The organism is uncultured Winogradskyella sp. (assembly GCF_947495255.1).
GTDB lineage: Bacteria > Bacteroidota > Bacteroidia > Flavobacteriales > Flavobacteriaceae > Winogradskyella.
The window spans coordinates 251219-276076 of record NZ_CANLYI010000007.1 but is presented as its reverse complement, the minus strand read 5'-3'; the positions used below and the strand labels follow the sequence as shown (position 1 = coordinate 276076).

Below are 24858 nucleotides of genomic sequence, written 5' to 3'. Positions count from 1 at the left end.
TGTTATTCGTTATTTAATCTTTTGATTTCCAGTTTTTCAGATATTCTCTTCTCGATTATTGGTTCAATTAGAGTTTTGCGATTCTCTATTTTTAAAAATGGACTAATTTCTAGGTCGTTTTTCATTTTGTCCGCAAGATTTGGATGTTTATTTGTTCCTAAGAGCACTATATCTTCAGCATCGAATTCGGCTTGTTCTTTAGTTGCACTTTCTTTAATTTTTCTTTGAATTGTACCTTCTTTTAGTTGACTTAAAAAGCCTCCGTTGGCTTCAATATTTTTAAAAAGTTGTAATGCTTTTTCTGCTAATTGTTCGGTTAAACTTTCAATATAATAAGCACCATCTGCAGGATTATTTACTTTGTCAAAGTAGCTTTCATTTTTTAAAACTAAGAGTTGATTTCTAGCAATACGATCACCAAATTCGTTTGGTTTATGAAACAGTGAATCGTAAGGTAAATTACAAATTACGTTTGCTCCACCCAAAATAGCACTCATACATTCTGTGGTAGTTCGTAACATATTTACATTATAATCGTAAATAGTTTTATTGCGTTTGCTTGGTGTGGCAATAATTTTACAACTTGTGTTAGTGTTATATTCTGAAGCTAACGTTGACCATAATTGACGTAAAGCTCTTGTTTTTGCAATTTCGAAAAAGTAGTTAGAACCAACTGCGATGTTGAATGTTACTTCTAGTTTGTTTAGTGAGGTGTTTTTGTTGCTTTCTAGATGGTTAAGGTATTCGTTAACGTGCGCTAGGCCATAAGCCAATTGTTGTACAATAGTTGCACCTGCATTTTGATATAAGCTTAAATCTACACTTATTTGATGCGTTGCATTAAGGATAGCGTCAAACTTTTTGTAATCATCATTTAAATTGCTAAACCAGTTGCCTGTTCTTGCTAGGTTGCCAATGATGTCTGTATGTATTGCAACTTTAGATTTTTGGGATGAGCTTTGCGTTACCGTGCACAGTTTTTCAACAAAAATTTCAGAAATAAAATGGCATCTAATAGTAATACTGGTTTTAGATAAATCTATATTTTGAAATAAATCGTCTACAGAAACTGCTTCAGACGCTATGTTGAATAAAATATGTTCTGCTCCTCTTTCAAGGGTATCTTGAGCCTTGAGATTTGCTTCTTTCGCATTAGTCACTGAAATAGATTGACAGATGTCCCATTCGGTTGCTTTGCTATTTGAAACTTCAGGTAAAGTTTCAAACTCATCAGCATGATAAAATGGTTTTACATTGATGTCCTCGTTAGTTTTCCAGATTAAAGTATTGTTATAATCTGCACCTTTTAAGTCCATTTGTGTTTTTTGTTTCCATGCTTTTGAGGAAACGGGTTCAAAATCTTTAAATAATGATTTACTCATCTTGTTTTTTTTTCACTAAACTATCTTCGTACTCAATTATGTAAATGTCTTCGTTTGGCTTTTTCATGTAGTAATTTTCGCGTGCTGTGCGCTCAATGCCTTCTTCTGTGCTCAATTCTTTAATGGCTTTGTCGTCTTTAGCCATTTCATTTCTATAGTGTTCTTTTTGGTATTCAAGCTCATCGATGTCTTGGTTTAATTCATGATGGAATAACCAAGAGTGTGCATCAAAAAATAACATCCAAACCACAAAAACAACCAGAACAATAACATATATGTTCTTAATTGGTTTTAGATATTTAGAATTGAATATTCCCATTAGAGTCTTTCGTTAATTATAGTTTTAACGATATCTACGGCTACCGTGTTGTATTTGTTATTAGGGATTATAATATCTGCATATTCTTTCATTGGTTCAATGAACTGTTGATGCATTGGTTTTAAAGTGTTTTGATAACGCATTAAAACTTCATCTATATCTCTTCCTCGTTCCGTAATATCTCGTTTTAAACGACGAATTAAACGTTCGTCTGAATCTGCATGAACAAATATTTTAATGTCAAATAAATCACGAATTTCAGAATGAGAAAGTATTAAAATTCCTTCAACAATCATTACTTTTCTTGGCTTAGTTACAATAACATCGCCAGTTCTGTTATGTTTAACAAAAGAGTAAACAGGTTGGTTAACAGACTTTCCTTCTTTTAATTCTTTGAGGTGTTGTTCTAATAATTCGAAATCAATAGATCTAGGATGGTCAAAATTAATTTTTACGCGTTCTTCAAAACTTAAATGCGTAGTATCTTTATAGTAGGAGTCTTGAGAAATTACACCAACTTCACCTTCAGGTAACTCTTTTAAAATAGTGTTGACTACTGTTGTTTTTCCGCAGCCAGTACCACCTGCAATTCCTATAATAAGCATATTTTTATCTTGATTAGTTTGAGTGCTACAAATTTAATTATTTAAGTATAATGAATGGCTATAACTCTGAAACTTTCTCAGTTGTAACAAAGTTATCAATTTTATTTCCCCAACTATTGTTTATATAGTTGATGACATCCGCAACTTCTTGGTCTGAAAGTCCTAAAGGAGCCATTGTGCTACTATATGTAGTATCATTTACAATTATTTTACCAGATAATCCGTTTTTTACAGCTTTGATGCTCTCTGTTTGGTTGTCTCTTAAATAATCTGAATCGGCTAAAGGAGGAAATACTTCAGGAATACCTTTTCCATTTGGTAGATGGCAAGTAATACACATATCGTTGTAAATTAAGTGACCTCGTTTTATGCTTTCTTCAAGTGTAGATTGGGTTTGATTTTGTGCAATTAGATTCGGTTTTTTGCTATTCAAATTGCAAGATGTAAATGTTATTACTCCAATTAATAAAATGACAATGCTTTTCATTCTCTGATTAATTTTACAATTCCTAAATTTTCAACGCCAACGTAAATATAACCATCTGGTCCTTGGTTTACGCTTCTAATTCTGCCAAGACCGTCTAGTAATCTTTCTTCTTTTATAACTTTGTTATCTTTTAAAGTACACATGTTTAAATATTGAAATTTTAAAGAACCAATAAGTAGGTTGCTTTTCCAATCACCATATTTGTCACTATTAATAAAAGCCATTCCACATGGAGCAATGGATGGATCCCAATAATGAATTGGTTGTTCTAAGCCTTCTTTTTCTGTTATATCTGTGAATTTAGTGCCGCTGTAATTTACTCCGTAGCTAATAATTGGCCAACCATAGTTTTTTCCTGCTTCAATAATATTTATTTCATCACCTCCTTTTGGTCCATGCTCATGTGACCAAATGGCGCTTGTTTTAGGGTGTCGAGTCAGACCTTGTGGGTTTCGATGTCCATATGAATATATTGCAGTTTTTGCATTAGCTTCATTTACAAACGGATTATCTTCAGGGATTGAGCCGTCATCATTTATTCTATAAATTTTTCCGCAGTCTCTAGTAATATCTTGCGGATTTTCATCTCTGTTTCCGCGATCTCCTATGGTAAAAAACAAACAATTACTATCGTCAAAGACTAATCTTGATCCAAAATGCTGACCTTTTGAAGTGTCTGGAGTTGCTTTATATAAAACCTCTAAGTCTATTAAACTGCTCTCTTTAAGTTTAGCTCTTGCTATAGTTGTGTTTCCGCCTGAACTATTATTGTCGGAAGAGGCATATGAAAAATAAATCCATTTATTTTCCTCATAGTTGGGATGTAAAATAATATCTAATAAGCCACCTTGACCGCGAAGGTATATTTTTGGTAATCCTGTGATGTTTGTTTTCTTACCGTCTTCGAAGTGAATTAATTCTCCTGATTTTTCCGTTATAAGTATAGATTTATTAGGAAGAAATGTAAAACTCCAAGGATTAACAAGGTTTGGTACGATTACTTCATGACTATTTTTTGTGTTTATAGGGTTCTTGTCTTGAGCACAAGCAAAAGTAGAGGTCAGAATTATAACGATAAAAATGTTTCTTAAATTCATAGTAGTGACGGATAAAAAAGAATTAGATTTTAAAGTTAAAAAAATGTTGTTGGATTATAAAGAAAATCTATATATTTGCAGTCCGAAAACGGGAAACCAAAATTCGGGGTGTAGCGTAGCCCGGTTATCGCGCCACGTTTGGGACGTGGAGGCCGCAGGTTCGAATCCTGCCACCCCGACTTTTTAACAAAAAAGCTCAGCATTGCTGAGCTTTTTTGATTTTATATGTGATTAGAACCACTCAAAGTGAATTCCTGAAGCTATAACTGCACCTGTTAAGATAACAAGTACAAGGATTATTATTCGAGTTCCAAATAGTGTTTTGTCATTTTTTTGAAAGATATAATCTCTTCTTTCCTCGTCTTCTTCTTTTATAAATTTCATGATTTAAGATTTTATTTGTTAATATATATTGTTTTCTTATTGACAAAGGCTAGCATGCCTTCTTTAGATAATTCTCGACCAAAACCTGAGATTTTGGTACCACCAAACGGTAGTCTTGGGTCAGATTTCACCATTTCATTTATAAAAAAGGCACCATCTTCAATTTCTGAAATAAGTTTTGTTGCCGATTCATAGTCTGAGGTAAATACCATAGTTCCTAATCCGAATTTTGAATTAGAAGCTGTCTCGTAAGCTTCGTTTTCAGAACTTACTTTAATAATAGCTGCTAATGGTCCAAATGTTTCTTCTTTGAAAACAGGCATTTCAGACGAGACATTAGTTAGTATGGTAGGTTGATAATTTGAACCATTACGCTGATTTCCATATAAAACTTCTGCACCTAAGTCAATTGATTTTTTTACTTGTTCTTCTAAAATGTCGGCTAAATCTTCTCTAGCTAAACAAGAAATTGTTGTGTCTTCTTCAATTGGGTTGCCATATTTTAAACCTTCGACTTTTGATTTGAATTTTTTTATGAACTCATCATATATCTCTTCAACAACAATAAAACGTTTGGCAGCAATGCAACTTTGACCAGAATTTTGCATTCTTGCCTTAAATATAGTGTCCATATATTTATCTAAGTCAGCATCTTTTAAAATTATACATGCATTGTTTCCACCTAACTCTAAAAGGGATGGCTTCAGGTTTTTACCTGCGATTTCTGCAATTTTTCGTCCAGCTTTTTCGCTTCCTGTTAAGGAGACGGCCTTAACGATTTCGTCTTCCATAATTTCTTCAATACCATTATGGTCTGTAATGAGAGTTTGAAAACAACCTTTAGGAAATCCTGCATCAATGAAAAGTTTTTCAATAGCAATTGCACAACCTGTTACGTTAGAGGCATGTTTTAACAATGCTACGTTTCCAGCTGTTAATGTTGGTATTGCAAATCTAAAAACTTGCCAAAACGGATAATTCCAAGGCATAACGGCTAAAATACAGCCTAATGGGTCATAACTGATGAAACTTTCGTGTGCTTCAGTTTCAATAATATCGTCTTGTAGAAATTGGTCAGCATTTACAATGTAAAAATCAATAAGTAAGGTGCATTTTTCAATTTCAGCTTTACTTTCTAGAATTGGTTTTCCCATTTCCCTGGTAATAAGTTCACTTAATTCAGCTTTGTTCGTATCAATCTCATTAGCTAAATTTTGTAATAATTTAACCCGTTTAGAAATTTTTAGATTTTTCCATTCACCAAAAGTTTTATTTGCTAGGTCTAGTTTGTCTTTTAAATCATCCTTAGAATCTAACTTATAAGTTTCGAGTTGATTGCCATTAAAAGGATTGTATGTTTTTATTTCTGTTTTCATAATATTTTGGTTCTTCTACAAATTTAGTTGTATTAATTCTCATGCTTTAATGCAATTACTAAAATGTTTAACGCTAACAGTAAATAGCATTACAGCTAATATCGCTATCTAAAGAGTTAAGCTATGATTGGTCTTGCTTATATCTTTGTATCACAGCAAAGCGCTGAATACTATAATTAATTTAAATACATAATAACATGAGTAATAACGGAAATACAGTTTTAGGAATATTAGCAGGAACAGCAGTAGGAGCAGTTTTAGGAATTCTATTTGCACCAGATAAAGGAAGTGTAACGAGACAAAAGATTGCAGATGAAGCTGCTGCAAGAAGAGATTTAGTAGCAGAGAAAGCAACAGAATTGAGAGACTCTTTAGGGGATACTATTTCTTCGCAAAAAGAAAATTTAGACCATCAAGTAGAATCTATAGTGTCTAATGCTAGTTACAAGACCGAAGATGTGATTACAACACTAGAGGCTAAGTTGAAAGATTTAAAAGCGAAGAATAAGAACTTACAGAAAAAAGCCTAATCTATGAGTGTATTTGAAGACATTAATTACACTACAGAAAAAGCTTCCAATATTGGTGAGCGCTACATAAGAGCGTCTCACCAACATTTTAAATTGAAGATTTTTCAACAGTTAACGTTGTCATTAAGTTTAATGGCCAAAGTTTTAGCTGTTGGTAGTCTTTTGTTTGCAGGATTGGTGTTTTTATCTGTTTCAGGAGCTATGATTTTAGGTAAAACTTTGAACAGTTACGCGCTGGGATTTTTAATAGTTGGTCTCATATATATTATGATTTCAATTATAATTTATAAACTAAGAGCCAAATTCAATACAATAATAATAAAGAAGGTTGGACAAATTTTTTTCAATTAAAATGAAGACATATACAACATTTGAAGATATAAATAACGACTTAAAGCGCTATCAATTAGAGCGCGACATCGCTTGGGAAGAGCTCAAGTTAATTAAAAACGAGTATAAAGAAGATTTACACCCCTTAAATTGGGTAAGTACGGCCTTAAAACTAACTGGTAAATACCGTTTTATTGCATTAATTAAAAAGTGGTTTTTTAAATAAAATGCTAACTTACGGTTACTTTGTTTGGAATTTGAGCTTTAAATTCGTTTGGAGAAACGTTGAATTTTTCTTTAAATATCTTAGAAAAGTAACTTCTGCTCGTAAAGCCAATTGTGTATACCACCTGAGAAATGTTTAAATCACTTGTTTTTAACAAATCTCTAGCCAATTCTAGTCTTACATGTCTAATAAATTCAGTGACGGTTCTAGTATATAAAAACTTAAAACCATCCTGAAGTTTTGCTTGCGACAAACCAGATTCTACAGATAAATCCTCTAAATTATATTGTTTAGCAGGATTTTTTAATATCTGCTGACCAATTTTTCTAATGCGTTTTAATTCGCTTTTTACCAAAGAGGTTGGTAATTCAACACCTTGAGATTGTATATTGTATTGTTGAATATGTAAAGATAGAATTTCATAAACTTTGGCTTCCATTTTTAAAATACGCAACATACCTTTTGTTTTGATGTTGTGTAATTTTTTTACATGGTCAGCCATTTTTAGGTTTAAGGTTCCATGATGAGAAAAACGATTATCATGGTCAGTATCTACAAATACTTCTTGAAGTTTTTTATTTAAAGTAGAAACTTTAGTGGTTCGTTTCTTTAAAAAATCTTTTCTAACAATCTGAATAATGTTAGTTTCAATTTTCACACCTTCTTTAAAATGTAAACAATTGATTCCGTCAGTTTTATTGGTAAAAATGAGCGTTTGAAATTGTTCAATTAATACTTCTTTACTTTGTATACCAAATCGATGAAAAAACTCACCCTGAAGATTGTATATAAAACGTATAGGATTAAACTCGGTGGCTTCAATTCTCATCACTACTTCATTGTGAAACTCTATATCATAAATCATTAGATTTACGCCCCAATCAAAAGGAATCACTTTAACAGTTCCTTTGGCCTTATTGTTATCAACAACTAAGGTAGATTCTCCCCAACGTTCTAAAATTTCGCCACCAATATTATTTTGAAGTTGCTCAATAATATCCTTAGTGTTCTCTGCACTTATTTCTATTTCAGTCATAATTTATTCGTTTAACAATAGAGTTAAATCAATACGTTAAAAGTAATCTGTTTGCTTTTGGCATTAGAACTTTCGTTCTTATTGTATGTTCAAATAAATCTAAATCTTCTTAGGTGTATTAGCCTATTTCATAGAATAATTAGTTTCGAAGTAAAGATAAATTAAATTCAATATGATTTTTTATTTTTTTAAGCTTTACAGTTAATTTTTAAATCTATTGAGCAAAACGATTGAACATCATGGAATTATATTTGAATAACCATAAAAATAACAAGACATGAAAATATACGAAGCCATCAGAAATGACCATGATATTCAGAGAGAACTTTTAGAAAAACTGGTAAAAACATCTGGAGATACTGATAAAAGACATCAGATATTTTCAAACTTAAAAAAAGAGTTGGATTTGCACGCCAATGCTGAAGAAAGACATTTTTACAAACCTTTAATTCCGATTGATATGATGCAAGAACATGCAAGACATGGAATTGCTGAACACCATGAAATTGACGAACTCATAGAGCAATTGGAAAAAACAGAAATGGATTCCTCTGCGTGGTTAAAAATAGCGAAAGACCTAAAGCATAAAGTTGAACATCATTTAGAAGATGAAGAACATACGTTTTTTCAATTGTCAGGTAAAGTATTAACTGAAAAACAAAAGGACGAATTAGGAGTAAAATATAATGCTTATATGAATGAAAATAGGTAAGCGCTCCATTAATTAGTGATAAAAGCGCAAACAATTCTATTTGAGTTAAAACTGTAATCTATTGCATTAAGAAGTACTTGTAGGTACTATTAACTTTGTTGTAGTTAAGAAAAAGAAATATTAAATACAGATGTCAATTGGTACACATCTCAAAAATAAAGTACCATAAATTTAAAATTAAAAATATGAGTACATACACAGAAGAAGTTGGGAAAAAACTAAACAATTTATTAGAAAAAACATACGACGCTGAAAAGGGGTTTAAAAAGGCTGCTGAAAACATAAATCATGAACCGTTAAAATCTTATTTTAAAAATAAAGCGCAAGAGCGTTACAATTTTGGACATGAGTTAAAACAAGAAATTAGAAGTTTTAATCAAGATGTCGAAAAAGGCGGAAGTTTAACAGGTACAGCACACAGAGCATGGATGGATATTAAAAGTTTACTATCCTCAGATGAAGAAGAATCTATGTTAAATGAAGCCATTAGAGGAGAAAAAGCAGCTATTGAAGAATATGAAGAAGTGTTAACAGAACAGAGTCTTCCTATGAGTACAAAATCAATATTGCAATCGCAAAAATCCACAATTAATAATGGATTGGCTAAAATTAATTCTTTGGAAGATTTACATTAATAGTAGGTAATAGTTAGGTTAGGTTGAAAAAGGTGTCATATGTAAATATGGTACTTTTTTTTGTAATAACTTATTTGATATGAGTTAGTAATCCTTTCGATTGGGCTAAAGCAGAACGGTTATTATATATATCTTTATATCAAGAAATTAGACGAGCTAATTTCTAGAAATTAACACTAAAACCATAAAAATATGTTACGTTGGACAATCACATTCATTATAATAGCAATCATAGCAGCTGTACTTGGGTTCGGAGGAATAGCAGGTGCTGCAGCAGGAATCGCAAAAATTATCTTTTTTATCTTTTTAGTACTATTTGTACTATCATTATTAAAGAGTCTCATTAAGAAATAGATATTAAACTATAAATAAAATTATTAGCCTTGAGAATATATAAATTCTCAAGGCTTTTTTTGTTTTCACGGAAAACCGTGATATTGAGGGTTTTCGTTATTTGTATTATTGTAATACCAAATCGCACAAAACAGTATTGTAATCTAGTTTTAGAAAATAGAAAACCAATATGTTACTTTTGTGTCTAGAATTTTAAAAAGGCAATGCAAATTAGAAAAACAATTTTTCTTTTATTAAGTATGATATGTTTTCTAGGGTTTACTCAAGAACAACAATATAATTTTAAAGCATTTGGTCATATGCCAAAGGTTGTAAGTAATGATTTCTTTGTAATGTTAAACACAGCCGAAACACAACAAATAAGATTTAAGTATTTAGACACTATAGCTCAGATTTATTTAAATTCTGGTCATGCAGATTCTTTGATGCATTATGGTAAATTAATTAAAAGCGAAGCGTTTTATAAAGATTCAACATTTCAAAATATTAAAAATATTAGGTTTAGAGCTTTGTATTATGAAGGTGTTGCTGCTCATAAAATGGGATTGTTAGATGAAGCCGTTAAATCTTGTATTCAAGGTGTTGAAACTTCAATTTCAGAAGATTATATTCATAATTACTTAAAATTACAGTTAGCAGAAACCTATTTGTTTAAAGGAGAATTTAAGAAATGTAAAGAACTTCTTGAAGGATTACCTCAAGATAAAGCTAACTCTCATTTTTATTTAAAAAACAGCATAGTTAAAAGTCATTTTTTAATTTTAGAAAAGGATTATGGTTTAGCAAAAACTATGATTAATAGTGCTTTGTCTGAAGATTTTATAAAAGATTATCAAAAGCTGAGGTTAGAATTACAGCTCAATTTATCTGAAATAGATTTGAGGCAAGGCAATTTTGAAACCTTAATTGATAGTTCTGAAGCCATAAAAGTTGAAGCGCTTAACAGTGGGTTTTACGATTTATTTATAGAAGCAACGTTAGATGTAGGTTATGGTTATGCGATGTTGGGAAATTTTGACATTTCTGAAATAGCATTAAGTACAGCTTATGTAAATACCATTCAATGGAATCGTTTAGAGCTGCAACAAAAGGTGATTAGTGCTTTAGTAAAACTTTATAATGCTAAGGAAGATTACCAAAATGCTTATAGCTTAATGACCCAATACCAAAGGGTAAATCGTGAAATTGCAGATAATCAGAATCAACGATTGGTTAAAGATATAGAGCTTAAATACGAAACTTTAAAAAAGGAGAAAGAAATTAATCAACTACAAGAAGACCAAATAATAAAAGAAGCTGAAATTGAACGTCAGAAAACAATTAAACATGCTTTTTTAATTGGTTTTTTGGTAATACTCATTCCAATTATTCTTTTATTAATTGTGTATTATCAAAAACTACAAACGCAAAGTTTAGTTAATAAACAACAAGAAGCTATTAACCAGCAAGAAGTTAAGACCTTATTGCAATCTCAAGAATTAGATTTAGCTAAAAATGCTATTGCTGTGCAATCTAAAGAGCGCGACCGTATTGCTAGAGAATTACATGATAGTATTGGTGGAAATTTAGCAGGTATTAAATTAAAGATGAATAGTCTAGGTGACCATCAACCAGAATTTAGACAAATTTTAAATCAGCTCGATGCTACTTACGACCAGGTTAGAGAGATTTCACATAGTTTAATTCCTAAAGAATTTGAAGCATCTGCTTTTACCGATCTGGTAAACAATTATATTCAAAATATAAAGGAAGGCGCAACAGAGGATTTGCGTTTTGATGCTTATCCTAAAGATGCTATAAACGCTGTTGATCTTCCGATGCAAGTAGCACTGTTTAATATCATAAAAGAACTAGTAACCAATGCTCTAAAACATGCAAGAGCTGAAGAAGTAAGTATTCAGTTAACATCACCTAACGACGAAAAAAGCATTGAACTTATTTATGAAGATGATGGTAAAGGTTTTAACTTAAATGACGAGAGTAAAGGTATTGGGTTGAATAATATTGAAAAGAGAGTTTCGGACTTTAACGGAACAATTTCCATAAATACAGCCGAAAATAGAGGAACTGTAATAAGTATCAGCTTGCCAAAAACATAAAATATGAACACACCATTCTCCATAATTATTGCAGACGACCATTCTATGTTTTTAGATGGATTAACGAGTATTTTAGCTGAAGAAAAATCAATTAACATTATTCTTACAGCAAAAACGGGAACGCAAGTATTAAAATATCTTAGAATTAATACGGACGAAAAAATAGACTTAGTCATTACCGATATTAATATGCCAGAAATGGATGGCGTAGAACTCAATGCAGCTATTAAAGCCGAGTTTCCAAAAATAAAAACACTTGTTGTTAGCATGCTCGAAGATGCTAAAAAGATAAAAATACTTACCGAAGCCAATGCTAATGGTTACATTTCTAAAAATGCAGAGAAGGCTGAATTATTAAAAGCTATTAAGTCTATTTTAGAAGGACAAAACTATTTCTCACCTCGTATTAAGCAAATTTTAATGGAAGCTATGTTTTCTGCGAAATCAGAACCTGAAATATCTTTAAGCAAGCGAGAAACAGAAGTTTTAAAACTAATAGCACAAGAATTTACAACACAAGAAATTGCCGACCAATTATTTTTAAGCAAACATACTATTGAGAGTTATCGTAAAAACCTTATCTCAAAGCTTGGGGTCCGCAATTTAGCTGGTCTTACACGTTATGCCGTGGAGAAAGGAATGCTAGAGTAATTACCTTATCCCTGAAAACAGGGTAATCATTTTTACTACTTACCGTCTGTTGTGTACTTGCTTATTTACTGAAATTTGTATCATATTAATCACTAAAAAATTAGAACTTATGATTTACGGAATTTCATTAATCCTTTTGAGCATTATCGCAGTGCCATCACTTATTTTATCTAAAAAACCTAATGCACAAGAGTTGTTAGACAAAGTAGCACCTTACCAAGGTTGGATAGGTATTGTCTTTTGCTTTTTTGGGGTTTGGGGAATTATTTCAGCCTTCCTTAATATGGGTTGGTTATCAGTTGCGCCAATTTGGTGGATTACATTATTGGCAGGTAGTTTTGTAGAAGCTACACTTGGTTTTATGCTAGGATTTGGCATGATTAACAAATTGCTTTTAAGTAAAAACGAAGCAGCAAAAGAAAAAGCGGCAAAGCTAAGAGAGAAATTAGCACCAAAACTTGGAAAATTAGGCATATTAGGTCTTATAGTAGGAGGTTGGATGATAGCAGCATCTTTCATGTTTTCAGTAGTGTAATGGAGAACCTTTAAAACAAAAATCAAGATGAAACAGTTTATTGTAGCCTTACTATTGTGTATTTCAACAATTGGAATCGCTCAGAGCCCAACGACGGAACGTACTATCTCAACTAATGGTTCTGTAGCCATAGAGTCAAAAGAATTACTTTATAAAACAGATATAACCTTATCCTTAGAGAACAGTTACTATGCAGAAAATCCATGCACATCAATTGATGAATTGAAAACTAAATATTTTGAAGCAGCTCAAAAACTTGGTGTTGATACTTCAAAATTTATTCAAGATGACTTGGCTTATGCAGCCACTGGATATAGAAAAGGAGGAACTTTGCTTCATTTTGAAACTAAAGATAAAGCTGAAATTCTAAAAGTAACCAGCATCAGTATGGCACAAGTAATGCCTTCTTATGTTCAGGTTAAAGATATAATTTCAGAAAAACAAACTAAGGAATTGGTAGCAAGAGCTATTGCTGAGGCTCAAAAAAATGCTAATATTTTAGCAGAGGCTTCAGGAGAAAAAATAGATAGAATCTATTCAATTAATAGCTATGACTTAGATGGTGATTCTTATTGGAGAACACCAAGTTCGGGACCATCTTATCTAAGATTAACCGTTGTTTATTTATTAAAAGACTAATACTTAGTTTTTATGGTATCACTTATAGGAAAGTGATTTATTAGTTAGGGTTAAAGTCTGCGTTCATCATTCCCAAAGGTGTTCGCAGACTTTACATTTTTAATGAGATTAAGGTTTATTCAACACGTTCATAATTTTCAGAATAGATTTTATTACCATCTTCATCGAGTTCAATTTGCTCAAAACGGTTCTCTGATAATTCTAGTGCGAAATTAAATTTTTGATTTTCTTTTATAACTTCATTCATAAACGCAGAACCAAAATCTAATACTTCAGTTAATTTACCATCATCATAATTATAAGACCCATAACCAAAGAATTCAATAGAATCTGTTTTTAATAGTTTACACCACATTACTTTACTGTCAGTGTACATTTTAACCTGTCTAGAAATTGTGTTATTTGAAAAGGAGTCTACAACGACATTGTCTTTGTAATTATAAAATCCTACGAGTTCCCAAGTACCTTTTAACTTGTTTCTGTTTGTCTCTATTTCTGTTTTCACATCTGTAGATTCAATTTCGCTTTTTGGTTCGTCTTTACAAGCCATTACAAGCAAGAATACCATGCCTAATATTAAAAAATTTGATTTCATAATTATTTAGATTTAACAGTTAAACCCTTATAAATTACAAAATTATAAATTGAAAACTGCTGTATTTAAAATAATTATATAACTATAGATAGTGTTGATAACTTCTCTGTAAGGTTTTATCCAAAAAACCTACTTTTGTTTTAGCTATAAAATATAAGATTATGTCTGATACAATTGAAAGAGTAAAATGTTTAATTATAGGTTCTGGACCTGCAGGTTATACTGCCGCAATTTATGCGTCTAGAGCTAATATGGCTCCTGTTTTATACCAAGGAGAACAACCAGGTGGTCAATTGACAACGACGAATGATGTTGAGAATTTCCCAGGTTATCCTGAAGGAATTACAGGACCAGAAATGATGATGCAATTACAAAAACAGGCTGAACGTTTTGGTACTGATGTACGTCATGGTTGGGTGAGTAAAGTTGATTTTTCTGGGGATGTTCATAAAGCTTGGATAAATGGAGAAAAAGAAATTCATGCAGATACCATTATTATATCAACAGGTGCTTCAGCCAAATACTTAGGTTTACCTTCTGAGCAAAAATATTTAAAATTAGGTGGAGGTGTTTCTGCTTGTGCAGTTTGTGATGGTTTCTTTTATAGAAATCAAGAAGTTGTTATAGTTGGAGCAGGTGATTCAGCTTGTGAAGAAGCTCATTATTTATCTAAGCTATGTAAAAAAGTTACAATGTTGGTAAGACGTGATGAATTTAGAGCATCTAAAATTATGTCTCAACGAGTTAAGAATACAGAGAATATTGAAATCTTATTTAATACTGAAACTGATGAGGTTTTAGGTGATGGACAAGTAGTAACAGGTGTTAGGGTTTTTAATAATAAAACTAATGAAAAGCATGATATAGAAGCAACAGGTTTCTTTGTTGCCATTGGTCATAAGCCAAACACCGATATTTTTAAAGGTATTTTAGATTTAGATGAAACGGGTTATATAATCAACGCTAAGCCAGGAACAAGTAAAACCAATGTAGAAGGTGTATTTGTAAGTGGAGATGCGGCAGACCATGTTTATAGACAAGCAATTACTGCAGCGGGTACTGGTTGTATGGCAGCTTTAGATGCAGAACGTTATTTAGCAGCTAAGGATTCTGATTTTGAGGTAGCAACGTCTACTTATAATTAGAGTGAATAGACAAATAAAAAAAGCCGAAGTTTAATCACTTCGGCTTTTTTTTTATGCTGTATTTTAAATAAATTATTGTTTCTTTTTCTGCAATTTGGCAGTGTCTTCAAATTTTGTAATAGTTATTGCAGGATTACCAAATAAGTAAATCTCACTATTACCTGAAGCTGCAATGGTAATGCTTTCTGTTGCAGAAATAGTTAAATCACTTGAGTCTTCTAATTTTGCATCTACAGTTTTTACATCATATTTATCACCATTAAAATTCGTTGAATTATCTAATCGGATTATTGAAGAATTAGAATTACCTTCAATAGCAGCATCAGAGCGTTGGTATAAATCGAAATCTGAAACTTTACTCGTAATTAAAGCGTCTAATTTACTGTTATCACTTAATTCTATTTTAGTAGAATCTGAAGTTAAGTTTAATCTTGTTTTAGATTTTCCAGAACTTTTATAATCAAATGTCTTAGCAATAATATTTAAATAAGCTCTAGAGTTATCCGCTGTTACTAGTGTAACATCATTAAGCTCCATAGACGTTAATGATCTTATTTCGCCATCACCTCTAGTTTCTATGTGTGTTAATAAATCCCCATAGTTTACAGTGATGTTTAATTTTTTCTTAGAAGAAATTCTAGTTTTTTCTACAAAAGTAAGCACACCATCTACAACGTTAAAATCAATAACGTCGTGGAGATTATCATCTGCTTCAACATTAACTGAGGGTTTACTATTGTAAACTACTTCTATTGAAAAATCACCATCAACAACAATAGAGTGAAAATCATCTATGTAAGTTTGTTTTATAGTAACGTTTCTGTTTCCTTTAATTTTTTCTTCAGATTGTGCAGAAATTATTGGAGTTGCAACAACTGTAAAAAGTAGAATGAGTAATAATTTTTTCATATTTAAAAGTTTACTGTCTTTTAAGAGACACAAAACGCATCAAGTTAGTCACTTTATAGGGGTGTAGACTTCGTAAATGTATTCCGATTGTCAATATTAATGATTTCTATTTAATATTGCTCAATTAAAAGCTATTAAACTATGATAAGCAAAAACCATCCCAAACTCTAATTAGAATTTGAGATGGTCTTCAATTGATTGGTTGTTAGGTTGTTGTGGTTTTAAAATTACTAAATTTCACTGATAGAAATATAGCGTCTATTGTTGTCTTACACTGCCAGCTGATGTGTCTGATTTATCAATTTTTTCCGGATTTCCAGAATATCTAATATCTCCACCACTTGTTGCCTTTGCAGTTAATAATTTAGAAGTGTTTACAGAAATATCTGCGCCACTCGTAGCTTTAACATCTGAATTCTGTGCTTGTAATTCTGAAGCATTTATATCGCTTCCGCTAGTTGCAACGGCTTTAAATATATTTGTGGTTCCGCTGAGTTTTATGTCACTACCACTTGTAGAGCTACAATCTAACGATTCTGTCTTTACATCTAACTTAATGTCTGCACCACTAGTAGTTTTTAGTTCTAAATTATCTACTTCAATCGTATTTTCAGAATACACGTCACTGCCACTTGTTGCTTTTATTGAAGCAATAGTTTCAATATTTAACATTATTTTTCGTGATGAAGCTCGTCTTATGTTTTCAGTTGTGTAGATTTTTAATGTTCCATCTACGACTTCAGTCATTATAAGGTCCATAAGATTTTCATCTGCTTCAACGGTAAGAGAGACATCATTAGTTTGTGTAATGTAAAGGTCCAATCCTTGGCTAACTTTAATGTCTTTAAAGTCACTTGAGATTGTGCGTTCTACATTAATAACATTGCCATTGCCATCTACACCTTGTCCAATATTCATTGAAAAGTTGCATGATAGTAACAATAAACTAATAATACTTGTAACGATAATTCTTGCTAATGTGGTCATGATTGTTCTGTTTTTTGATTGATGAATTATTTGTTTTATAAATTTAGGTTGATTGATCCTTATTATCACTTATAAAGTGATGAGTTGTATAATTAAGGGTCTCAATCGTCAATATTTACACCGTCTTCTTCATTAATTTCATAATCAACTTCTGATTTGTTTGTTTTTGATTCTTGTGTTTTAGAGCTTTCATATTCTGATGCTTCTTTAGTTGATGTTTGCGTTTTAGATTCTTGTGTATCTGATTCTTCTATTGAATTCTCAACAGTTTTAGCTTTAGTATTTAATTCAATATCACAATCTAAACATTCAACATCATCATCTAAGACCTTTAAGTATTGATTTTCCATACCATTGTCTAAAATATCATTTGATGATCTATAATTTTTATGAAAATTACGTGTGTTATCATTTGCAAAAAAGACAGTGCCTTTTGGTAAGTAAATAACAATCTCAATATGTTGATCACTAAATTTATTAACAGCATCTGTAATTAAATACGAATCTAATTTTAGCTCGTTATTAACCAGTGAATAGTTATAATCAATTTCTTGAGCGCGTTCTCTGGCCAAATCATAACTGCTACCTCTAGCGAATCCGTTTATTTTTATACTGGCTAAAGAATCTGTGGTTGATTTTACCATAAATCTTATATCTCTTGTAGAAATAATACTATTGGCATTGTCAGTTGGACTGATTTTATAACCATGATGATCACTGTATAGATGCTTGTTGTATTTATCATCACTCACCATTTTAATTTTTAGGGTGTCTCCTGAAGCAATGTTTAATGTTTCTTCAACTTTAGTAAAATTAGCATCATAAGCTTGCTCTGTAGCTTGTCTTACTCCTGTTATAATAAGCCCAATGATTGAAACAATCCAAAGTCCTAATAAAGCAAACTTTGCAACATTACCTATAGATTTTAAGTTGTTTACTAAGATTTTTAAACCCAAGTAAAAAACAAAGAAAAATGGAATTCCGATTGCAAAAAACAACAATAGCGACATTAGCCAAATTGGTATGTTTGCGGCATTAGAAGCATTAATGAAATCCATGCCAGGAAAATGAAAAGCATTAGTAACACCAACAGTAAAAAAGGCAACAATTAAAGCAATAATGGTGCTTATACCAATAATAATTAAAAGAATACCTATAAATTTAGCTACCACTTTTAAGAAGAACATGATGATGCTTCCAATGGTTTCAAAAAAGGATTGAGAACTCGATTTTAGTCTACTGCCCTGTTTCTGAAAATCAACACTTTTTACGGTTTCCGATATATTATCAGATACATGATCAAAACCCTCTTTTAACTTGTCTCCATGTTTTTTTAAATCAACATTTTTTACAGTTTCGGAAACCGTATCAATGCCGTCTTTAATTTTTTTTTCAATGTTGCTGATGTTTACAGGGTCACCAGACATAGTTAATTTTTCGGCTGTAGTTTTAGCTTCAGGTATTAAAGCCCAAAGTAAAATATAAAGCAAAACACCTGTACCAGCACTAAAGAAAAGAATTACCCAAATAAGTCTAATCCATAAAGCATCAATTCCAAAATAATGTCCTAAACCAGCTGCAACACCTCCAATATATGAATTGTCTGTATCTCTAAACAAACGTCTAGATGTATTAGATTTTTGCTTATAATGTTGTTTAGGTTCATCTTCAAAGATTTCATCATCCACGAGATAATCTTCTGGTTGTCCCATTATTGTGATAACCTCGTCAACGAGTTTAACACCAACAACTTGTTTTTCGTTTTGTATACGTTCAGAAAACAATTCGGCAATGCGAGCTTCGATGTCTGCTATGATTTCTGATTGACCTTGAGAGTCTGTAAATGAACGTCTTATAGCCTCAAGATAGCGCGATAATTTTAGGTAAGCATCTTCATCTATATGAAAGAATATACCTGCTAAATTTATATTGACTGTTTTATTCATTTTTTTGGTGTTTTTGTATTGGTTACTAGGTTAACGGCATTTTGTAATTCACTCCAAGTGGTATTTAATTCCTTTAGAAATAATTTTCCTGTTTCTGTTAGTCCATAATATTTTCTTGGTGGTCCTGAGGTCGATTCTTCCCAACGGTAGTTGAGCAAACCTGCATTTTTTAATCTTGTTAATAGTGGATATATAGTTCCTTCTACAACAAGCATTTTTGCGTCTTTTAATGTGCCCAGAATTTCTGCTACGTATGCATCTTCATCCTTTAAAACGGATAATATGCAATACTCCAGAACACCTTTACGCATTTGTGCTTTTGTGTTTTCTATTTTCATATTGTATGAGTCTTTAATTCTATTAAACTGTTCATTTTTTGATTGATTTGTATTTAAATAGCGAGTGATGAATTCGCTTTATATTATTTTAAAAAATTAATTGTAAAAGGGTATTTATAAGCGTGGCCATCTCTAGCAGATAAACTTGCTTTAACAATAAGGGCTAATTCAATTATAAAAGCAATGACTGCTAAGGCACCCAAACCACCACCAATATAAAGTAGAGGAGAAGGCTGGTTAAGATTAATATGGAAGCTATTAAAACCATTAAAGTCTATAACATCCATATTTCTAAATACTTTGAATATGAAAAATGGTACGCTTATGGTTCCGATTATTATAGCATATAGTAAAACACTTATCTGAAAATTAATAGCTTGTTTTCCGTGCTGATCAATAAAGTCTGACTTCTCTTTATTGGCTGCCCATAATACGATAGGACCAATAAAATTACCAAAAGGAATTACAAATCTCGAAAACGTTGACAAATGAATAAATGTCGCTAAATTTTTATGATGATTATCTAACATAATATAAAGTATATAATAGTTGCTTATACAAATATATGTCTTTAAAAAGGTATTATGTTACGCATAGTACTAAGAATTAACATTTTATTAACATTAGTGAAGTTGATTTTTTTGAATTATTTTAGTGGAAATTTTAAATTATAATATGAATATTTCACCATCAAAACTCAACTCTTTCTTAATGTTTAAGCTACCTGCAGCCTATTTTACAGGTGTAAGGACTAAACATCTAGACGACACCACTTGTGTGGTCTCTGTAAAACATCGTTGGGTAAATCAAAATCCTTTTAAATCTATGTTTTGGGCAGTACAAGGTATGGCAGCCGAACTAACAACAGGTGCTTTAGTGATGAAAAAGATTAAAGAAAGTGGAAAAAAAATATCGATGTTAGTGGCATCCAATAATGCTTCGTTTACAAAAAAGGCAACTGGTAGAATAACATTTACTTGTAAAGAAGGTGATAAAATAGATGAGGCCATAAAACAAACTATTGAAACAGGAGAAGGACAAACAGTTTGGTTAAATGCTAATGGAGTTAACGCAGAAGGTGTGGAAGTGTCGTCTTTTAATTTTGAGTGGACATTAAAAGTTAAAGCGTAGTCTGTTTATTGTTATTATGAAGCCTTTCTTTTAATTGAATTTAATATTTAGTGTAACAAAGTTTTAAAAATTGCAACCTATAAAAGAATCAATCTTAAAACATAAATAATAATATTATGGAACAATTACCTAATCACAGTAACAGAGAAGCGCACGAAATAGATTATCGTATCTATGGAGAAGAAATGCAATATGTAGAAATAGAATTAGACCCTCAAGAAGGTGTTGTTGCAGAATCTGGTAGTTTTATGATGATGGACGATGGTATTAAAATGGATACCATTTTTGGAGATGGCTCACAAAAAGATACTGGTTTTTTAGGTAAAATTCTTGGAGCTGGAAAACGAATCCTTACAGGAGAGAGTTTATTTATGACGGCTTTTTATAATGACTTAACAGGAAAACGAAACGTGTCGTTTGCTTCACCTTATCCAGGAAAAATTATTCCTATTGACTTAACTGAATTTGGCGGAAAGTTTATTTGCCAGAAAGATGCATTTTTATGTGCAGCAAAAGGGGTTAGCATTGGTATCGAATTTTCAAAAAAATTAGGAAGAGGACTTTTTGGAGGAGAAGGCTTTATAATGCAAAAGTTAGAAGGTGACGGAATGGCTTTTGTACATGCTGGCGGAACTACAGCAGTGAAAACATTAGCAGCAGGAGAAACTTTACGTGTAGATACAGGTTGTATTATTGGTTTTACACAAAGTGTAGATTACGATATAGAATTTATAGGAGGTATTAAAAATTCCATTTTTGGAGGAGAAGGCTTGTTTTTTGCTAGACTTCAAGGTCCAGGAAAAGTATATATACAATCATTGCCATTTAGTAGATTAGCTGGTCGCGTTTTAGCTTCTGCACCAAGAACTGGAGGGAAATCTAAAGGAGAAGGCAGTATACTGGGAGGTATTGGCGATTTATTAGATGGTGATAATCGATTTTAAAATATTTTAATCATCTGTAAGTAAATAAGTTAATACTGTAGTGGTTGTTTGTTTCGGTTTTTCGATAATTTATTAGGAGGTAGAATTTTTAACATAATAAGCTGTTAAACTTTTTATCATATAAATAAGTGTTCAATTTTTTTACTACCTTTAAGAAGAATTAAAACAACAGCCTATATAGAAAATCTACTTTTGTTTAACCTAAAAACTTAAAAATACCTATGGCGAGAGCAATGTACGAGTACACTAAAACTGTACTCAACAAAGTTAGTTTTGATGCGACATTATTTTGTAAGGAAGTGGAAAAAGCGGTACGACGTTTATTGCCTCACGAACTTGAAGAACTTAGAATTTATATTCAGTCCCTAATCAATCAGAACCCAGAATTAAATCAATGCATGATATATTTAAAAGCATAAAAAAAAAGCGACTTACGAGTCGCTTTTTTTATTTACTTGGCTTTTGGACTAATAATTTCTACATTCTGAAAAGCAATTGCACCACGTATTATTCCTGAGATAACATCGTGCATAGCATCAATTATTTGCATCTTTAATTCACTTTTGTGATAAATAATACTCACTTCTCTTGCTGGTGAAGGTTCTTTAAAGTGTCTTAAATTTCCACTTAGGTTTTCTTTTACATCTAAGGTATGCAAATAGGGAAGGAGCGTCATTCCCATTCCTTCATTAGATAGTTTTATTAAGGTTTCAATGCTTCCGCTTTCTAATTGAAAGTTTTCGTCTATTTGATCCTTAAAGGTTTTACATAGATTTATAACGCCATCTCTAAAACAATGTCCATCTTCTAAGAGCAACATGTCATCAATATTTAAATCCGAAACTTCAATAGTTTTCTTATCTTTTAATCTATGATTTTCTGGGATGTAAGCTACAAAAGGTTCGTAGTACAAAACACGTTCCTTAATATTGTCGCTTTCTAAAGGTGTGGCGGCAATGGCAGCATCTAAATGTCCATCACTTAGGCGAGCTAAAATTTCTTCGGTAGTTAATTCTTCAATCTTAAGTTTAACTTTCGGGAATTTTTTAATGAAATTCTTCAAAAACATTGGTAATAAGGTTGGCATAACAGTTGGTATAATCCCTAATCTAAATTCGCCTCCAATAAAACCTTTTTGTTGATCTACAATATCTTGTATTCTATCTGCTTCATTAACAATGTTTCTGGCTTGATAGACTATTTTTCTTCCAACTTCGGTTAACTCTATTGGTTTTTTACCTCTGTCAAAAATTATGATGTCTAATTCATCTTCTAATTTCTGAATTTGAGTACTTAAAGTAGGTTGGGTAACAAAGCATTTTTCTGCAGCTTTGGTGAAATTTTTATGTTCTGCTATAGCTAAAGCATATTTAAGTTGTGTAATCGTCATGACTATTAATTTAGACTATAAAAGTATATAAAGTATTCATAAAAACTATGCTAATTTTTGCTTATTTGATTCGTAAATTTGAGTAAACAAAAATATATATATCATGGCATTAAATAGCATAGGTTTAGATACCGAAAAAACAAAAGTATTAGCTAACGAATTAAATCAGTTATTAGCAAATTTTCAATTGTATTATCAAAATTTAAGAGGTATTCATTGGAATATTAAAGGACATGCATTTTTCAATCTTCATGTTAAATTTGAAGAATTGTATACAGATGCAAATTTAAAAGTTGATGAAATTGCGGAGCGAATATTAACGTTAGGAGCAACACCGTTGCATACGTTTGAAGATTATACAAAGGCAGCTAAAGTTCCGGTTGGTAAAAATATTTCTAAAGATGAAAAAGCGGTTGCTTTAATAGTAGAATCTATTTCAGAATTATTAAAAATAGAACGTGGTATTTTAGAAACAGCTAGTGAAGCAAATGACGAAGGAACAAATTCAATGATGAGCGATTTTATTACTGAACAAGAAAAAACGATGTGGATGATGAAAGCTTGGATGGGTGAGACTGTCTAGTTAGTAAGACCAAAAATAAAAATCCCTTCAAATTTAATTTTGAAGGGATTTTTTTGTGACTTTTTTTAGTTTAATCGCATGGTCTGCTCAGTTCCATTTCGTTTCCGTTATTTGAAAACAAGGATATTGAACAAGGAAGATTACAGTCTACAATTCTCCATTGACCAGTAGCCTGTTGTAAATTTGGACCTGAGAAGCTCAATGTAATTATATTACCTTCAGTTGGGTTATCTTCTACAGACCATGTACCAGAAAAAGAAGCTCCATTAGACGTCCATTGTAGAGTGCCATCAGAATTAAATGTAATTTCATAAATATCTAATTCTTGTGAGCCATCTATATTGCTTATTGTCCAGCCAGTATTGCTAACTAAGGCAGAAGAGGTTGCGCTTGGTAAACAAAGATCATTTCCAGAGTTACAAAACACAAAATCAGCCTCTGTATAACCAGCACATAATGCATAGCAAGCATTATCGTATGGGTAAGTGTATATAGAACCATCTGGTTGTTCAATATTAACACATACTATATCTTGAGGTTCATTGGCACATTCTTCACATTCGTTTGGGGTATTAATATCATAACAATCGTATAAAATAGCTTCAATTTCCTCTCTAGTATTGATTGTAGTTACATTACCATTATTTAATGTAATGTCTATTGGATATACAAAATCGAAATAATACGAATTATAGGTTGCAGCATCTAATTCTTCCTGAGAATTTATTGTAATAGTGGCGTTTTCGTCAGTGATAATTGTTATTGGGAAATTTAAAGAAAAACAATCATTACCATTAGAATTATAATCTTCTTCGCAGTTCTCAGCAAAATCATCCTCTGTAAATCCATCACAAGCAGCGTAGCAAGCATTAGAATAAGTAACTGTAAATATATCTCCATTAGGATCAGAGATTACGACGCAAACAGGCTGGTAAACTTCAAAACACTCGCAAGGTTCTTCAACATTAAAGTCACAACTTTCTAACAATGCAATAAACTCATTCTCGTTACTAATTGTTACAACTTCTATAGCGTTAGTACTATCATTATATGTTTCAGCGTTGAAAGGAAATGCAATCCCATTAATGTATAGATTATCAGTAGAACTTAACATAATATTTATTAATCCATCTAAGCTTGTTACTGAGACCGTAGTTCCGTTGTTGTAAGATAAGTTTAAAGGGTAAATAAAATCGAAACAAAAATCTAATACAATATTTCCAGCAGGATTGTCCGTTTGTGTAACATTTCCGCTATCATCAAATTGTGTTCTTAGTTGCAAGAGCGCATTAGTAATAGATTCGCTTTCTTCTGTGTTTTGCGGTTCCTCGATTACAGATTCATTGTTAGTACAAGATGTTAGCACCATTAGTGCCATCATAAGACTAAATAGGGTTAGTTTTAATGTTTTCATTTTTGTTGAAATTAAAAAGGTTAAAATTAAATTATCGAGGTTAATCTATAGTAAGACAACGCACATTTTAAAAACCCTA

At 31.6% G+C, this 24858-nt stretch carries 30 protein-coding genes and 1 tRNA gene; 16 read left to right on the top strand and 15 right to left on the bottom strand.

Going from position 1 to position 24858, the window contains the following annotated elements:
• Positions 1-2: 2 nt before the first annotated feature.
• Genes Q0807_RS13275 through Q0807_RS13255 form a run of 5 tightly spaced genes read right to left on the bottom strand, consistent with a single transcriptional unit; the run spans position 3 to position 3890 of the window.
• Complete coding sequence (locus tag Q0807_RS13275; RefSeq protein ID WP_299110528.1) at positions 3-1382, bottom strand: methylmalonyl-CoA mutase subunit beta; 1380 nt, start codon at positions 1380-1382, stop codon at positions 3-5.
• A complete protein-coding gene (locus Q0807_RS13270) occupies positions 1375-1701 on the bottom strand; it encodes a septum formation initiator family protein (protein WP_299110526.1) in 327 nt (108 codons plus the stop codon). Before Q0807_RS13270 ends, Q0807_RS13275 begins: the two co-directional genes overlap by 8 nt.
• Positions 1701-2306 carry a uridine kinase gene (gene udk / locus Q0807_RS13265; RefSeq protein WP_299110525.1) on the bottom strand — a complete coding sequence of 202 codons (606 nt, stop codon included), beginning with the start codon at positions 2304-2306 and terminating at the stop codon, positions 1701-1703. The genes Q0807_RS13270 and udk overlap by 1 nt, the downstream gene beginning before the upstream one ends.
• A 58-nt stretch (positions 2307-2364) precedes the next feature.
• Positions 2365-2793 carry a cytochrome c gene (locus Q0807_RS13260; protein ID WP_299110524.1) on the bottom strand — a complete coding sequence of 143 codons (429 nt, stop codon included), beginning with the start codon at positions 2791-2793 and terminating at the stop codon, positions 2365-2367.
• Complete coding sequence (locus tag Q0807_RS13255; RefSeq protein ID WP_299110523.1) at positions 2790-3890, bottom strand: PQQ-dependent sugar dehydrogenase; 1101 nt, start codon at positions 3888-3890, stop codon at positions 2790-2792. Before Q0807_RS13255 ends, Q0807_RS13260 begins: the two co-directional genes overlap by 4 nt.
• Positions 3891-3994: 104 nt before the next feature.
• Here Q0807_RS13255 and Q0807_RS13250 point away from each other — a divergent pair.
• Positions 3995-4069 (top strand) — tRNA-Pro (locus Q0807_RS13250).
• A 216-nt stretch (positions 4070-4285) separates the two neighbouring features.
• On the opposite strand, the gene Q0807_RS13245 is transcribed toward Q0807_RS13250, so the two are convergent.
• Positions 4286-5650, bottom strand: coding sequence for an NAD-dependent succinate-semialdehyde dehydrogenase (locus Q0807_RS13245; RefSeq protein WP_299110522.1), 1365 nt, complete (start codon positions 5648-5650; stop codon positions 4286-4288).
• A gap of 197 nt (positions 5651-5847) precedes the next feature.
• Here Q0807_RS13245 and Q0807_RS13240 point away from each other — a divergent pair, with 197 nt between their 5' ends.
• The 3 genes from Q0807_RS13240 to Q0807_RS13230 are packed head-to-tail and all read left to right on the top strand — an operon-like array spanning position 5848 to position 6736.
• Positions 5848-6180 carry a YtxH domain-containing protein gene (locus Q0807_RS13240; protein ID WP_299110521.1) on the top strand — a complete coding sequence of 111 codons (333 nt, stop codon included), beginning with the start codon at positions 5848-5850 and terminating at the stop codon, positions 6178-6180.
• 3 nt (positions 6181-6183) lie between these two features.
• Complete coding sequence (locus Q0807_RS13235; protein ID WP_299110520.1) at positions 6184-6531, top strand: hypothetical protein; 348 nt, start codon at positions 6184-6186, stop codon at positions 6529-6531.
• 1 nt (position 6532) lies between these two features.
• Positions 6533-6736 (top strand): DUF6327 family protein, encoded by a 204-nt coding sequence (locus tag Q0807_RS13230; protein ID WP_299110519.1) that lies wholly within the window; start codon positions 6533-6535, stop codon positions 6734-6736.
• A gap of 4 nt (positions 6737-6740) precedes the next feature.
• On the opposite strand, the gene Q0807_RS13225 is transcribed toward Q0807_RS13230, so the two are convergent.
• On the bottom strand, positions 6741-7772 hold the full coding sequence (locus Q0807_RS13225) for an AraC family transcriptional regulator (protein ID WP_299110518.1): 1032 nt from the start codon (positions 7770-7772) through the stop codon (positions 6741-6743).
• Positions 7773-8049: 277 nt separating this feature from the next.
• On the opposite strand from Q0807_RS13225, the gene Q0807_RS13220 reads away from it, so the two are divergent.
• The 7 genes from Q0807_RS13220 (at position 8050) to Q0807_RS13190 (ending at position 13397) form a co-directional block, all read left to right on the top strand.
• Complete coding sequence (locus tag Q0807_RS13220) at positions 8050-8484, top strand: hemerythrin domain-containing protein (RefSeq protein ID WP_299110517.1); 435 nt, start codon at positions 8050-8052, stop codon at positions 8482-8484.
• Between the two features lie 185 nt (positions 8485-8669).
• The gene (locus tag Q0807_RS13215) at positions 8670-9119 is read left to right on the top strand and encodes a PA2169 family four-helix-bundle protein (protein ID WP_299110516.1); all 450 of its coding nucleotides are present in this window, start codon (positions 8670-8672) and stop codon (positions 9117-9119) included.
• Between the two features lie 192 nt (positions 9120-9311).
• Positions 9312-9473, top strand: a complete 162-nt coding sequence (locus Q0807_RS13210; protein ID WP_299110514.1) for a DUF1328 family protein — start codon at positions 9312-9314, stop codon at positions 9471-9473.
• A 239-nt stretch (positions 9474-9712) separates the two neighbouring features.
• The gene (locus Q0807_RS13205; protein WP_299110512.1) at positions 9713-11572 is read left to right on the top strand and encodes an ATP-binding protein; all 1860 of its coding nucleotides are present in this window, start codon (positions 9713-9715) and stop codon (positions 11570-11572) included.
• Between the two features lie 3 nt (positions 11573-11575).
• Positions 11576-12223 (top strand): response regulator transcription factor, encoded by a 648-nt coding sequence (locus tag Q0807_RS13200; protein WP_299110510.1) that lies wholly within the window; start codon positions 11576-11578, stop codon positions 12221-12223.
• Positions 12224-12332: 109 nt separating this feature from the next.
• Positions 12333-12758 carry a hypothetical protein gene (locus tag Q0807_RS13195; RefSeq protein WP_173300393.1) on the top strand — a complete coding sequence of 142 codons (426 nt, stop codon included), beginning with the start codon at positions 12333-12335 and terminating at the stop codon, positions 12756-12758.
• 27 nt (positions 12759-12785) lie between these two features.
• Entirely contained in the window at positions 12786-13397 is a 612-nt protein-coding gene (locus tag Q0807_RS13190; RefSeq protein WP_299110507.1) for an SIMPL domain-containing protein, read from the top strand.
• Positions 13398-13512: 115 nt separating this feature from the next.
• On the opposite strand, the gene Q0807_RS13185 is transcribed toward Q0807_RS13190, so the two are convergent.
• Positions 13513-13992 (bottom strand): hypothetical protein, encoded by a 480-nt coding sequence (locus Q0807_RS13185; protein ID WP_299110506.1) that lies wholly within the window; start codon positions 13990-13992, stop codon positions 13513-13515.
• Positions 13993-14153: 161 nt separating this feature from the next.
• On the opposite strand from Q0807_RS13185, the gene trxB reads away from it, so the two are divergent.
• A complete protein-coding gene (trxB, locus tag Q0807_RS13180) occupies positions 14154-15137 on the top strand; it encodes a thioredoxin-disulfide reductase (RefSeq protein WP_299110505.1) in 984 nt (327 codons plus the stop codon).
• 72 nt (positions 15138-15209) lie between these two features.
• Here the strand turns inward: trxB and Q0807_RS13175 are convergent, their stop codons facing one another.
• From Q0807_RS13175 to Q0807_RS13155, 5 genes are all read right to left on the bottom strand, one after another.
• Positions 15210-16046 carry a DUF2807 domain-containing protein gene (locus tag Q0807_RS13175; protein ID WP_299110504.1) on the bottom strand — a complete coding sequence of 279 codons (837 nt, stop codon included), beginning with the start codon at positions 16044-16046 and terminating at the stop codon, positions 15210-15212.
• 258 nt (positions 16047-16304) lie between these two features.
• Positions 16305-17033, bottom strand: a complete 729-nt coding sequence (locus Q0807_RS13170) for a head GIN domain-containing protein (RefSeq protein ID WP_299110502.1) — start codon at positions 17031-17033, stop codon at positions 16305-16307.
• Between the two features lie 101 nt (positions 17034-17134).
• On the bottom strand, positions 17135-18979 hold the full coding sequence (locus tag Q0807_RS13165; RefSeq protein WP_299110501.1) for a PspC domain-containing protein: 1845 nt from the start codon (positions 18977-18979) through the stop codon (positions 17135-17137).
• Positions 18976-19317 carry a PadR family transcriptional regulator gene (locus Q0807_RS13160; RefSeq protein WP_299110500.1) on the bottom strand — a complete coding sequence of 114 codons (342 nt, stop codon included), beginning with the start codon at positions 19315-19317 and terminating at the stop codon, positions 18976-18978. The genes Q0807_RS13165 and Q0807_RS13160 overlap by 4 nt, the downstream gene beginning before the upstream one ends.
• A gap of 83 nt (positions 19318-19400) precedes the next feature.
• Positions 19401-19847 carry a DUF4870 domain-containing protein gene (locus Q0807_RS13155; protein ID WP_299110499.1) on the bottom strand — a complete coding sequence of 149 codons (447 nt, stop codon included), beginning with the start codon at positions 19845-19847 and terminating at the stop codon, positions 19401-19403.
• A 145-nt stretch (positions 19848-19992) separates the two neighbouring features.
• Between Q0807_RS13155 and Q0807_RS13150 the strand changes: the two genes are divergently transcribed.
• The 3 genes from Q0807_RS13150 (at position 19993) to Q0807_RS13140 (ending at position 21811) form a co-directional block, all read left to right on the top strand.
• The gene (locus Q0807_RS13150) at positions 19993-20448 is read left to right on the top strand and encodes a DUF4442 domain-containing protein (RefSeq protein ID WP_299110498.1); all 456 of its coding nucleotides are present in this window, start codon (positions 19993-19995) and stop codon (positions 20446-20448) included.
• Between the two features lie 116 nt (positions 20449-20564).
• Positions 20565-21392 (top strand): TIGR00266 family protein, encoded by an 828-nt coding sequence (locus Q0807_RS13145; RefSeq protein ID WP_299110497.1) that lies wholly within the window; start codon positions 20565-20567, stop codon positions 21390-21392.
• Between the two features lie 221 nt (positions 21393-21613).
• Positions 21614-21811 (top strand): hypothetical protein, encoded by a 198-nt coding sequence (locus Q0807_RS13140; protein WP_299110496.1) that lies wholly within the window; start codon positions 21614-21616, stop codon positions 21809-21811.
• A 32-nt stretch (positions 21812-21843) separates the two neighbouring features.
• Here Q0807_RS13140 and Q0807_RS13135 read toward each other — a convergent pair whose 3' ends face one another.
• The gene (locus tag Q0807_RS13135; RefSeq protein WP_299110495.1) at positions 21844-22782 is read right to left on the bottom strand and encodes a LysR substrate-binding domain-containing protein; all 939 of its coding nucleotides are present in this window, start codon (positions 22780-22782) and stop codon (positions 21844-21846) included.
• 103 nt (positions 22783-22885) lie between these two features.
• On the opposite strand from Q0807_RS13135, the gene Q0807_RS13130 reads away from it, so the two are divergent.
• Positions 22886-23365: a Dps family protein gene (locus tag Q0807_RS13130; RefSeq protein WP_299110494.1), complete on the top strand. Its 480-nt coding sequence runs from the start codon at positions 22886-22888 to the stop codon at positions 23363-23365.
• A gap of 70 nt (positions 23366-23435) precedes the next feature.
• On the opposite strand, the gene Q0807_RS13125 is transcribed toward Q0807_RS13130, so the two are convergent.
• Positions 23436-24779, bottom strand: a complete 1344-nt coding sequence (locus tag Q0807_RS13125) for a hypothetical protein (RefSeq protein WP_299110493.1) — start codon at positions 24777-24779, stop codon at positions 23436-23438.
• Positions 24780-24858: the final 79 nt, after the last annotated feature.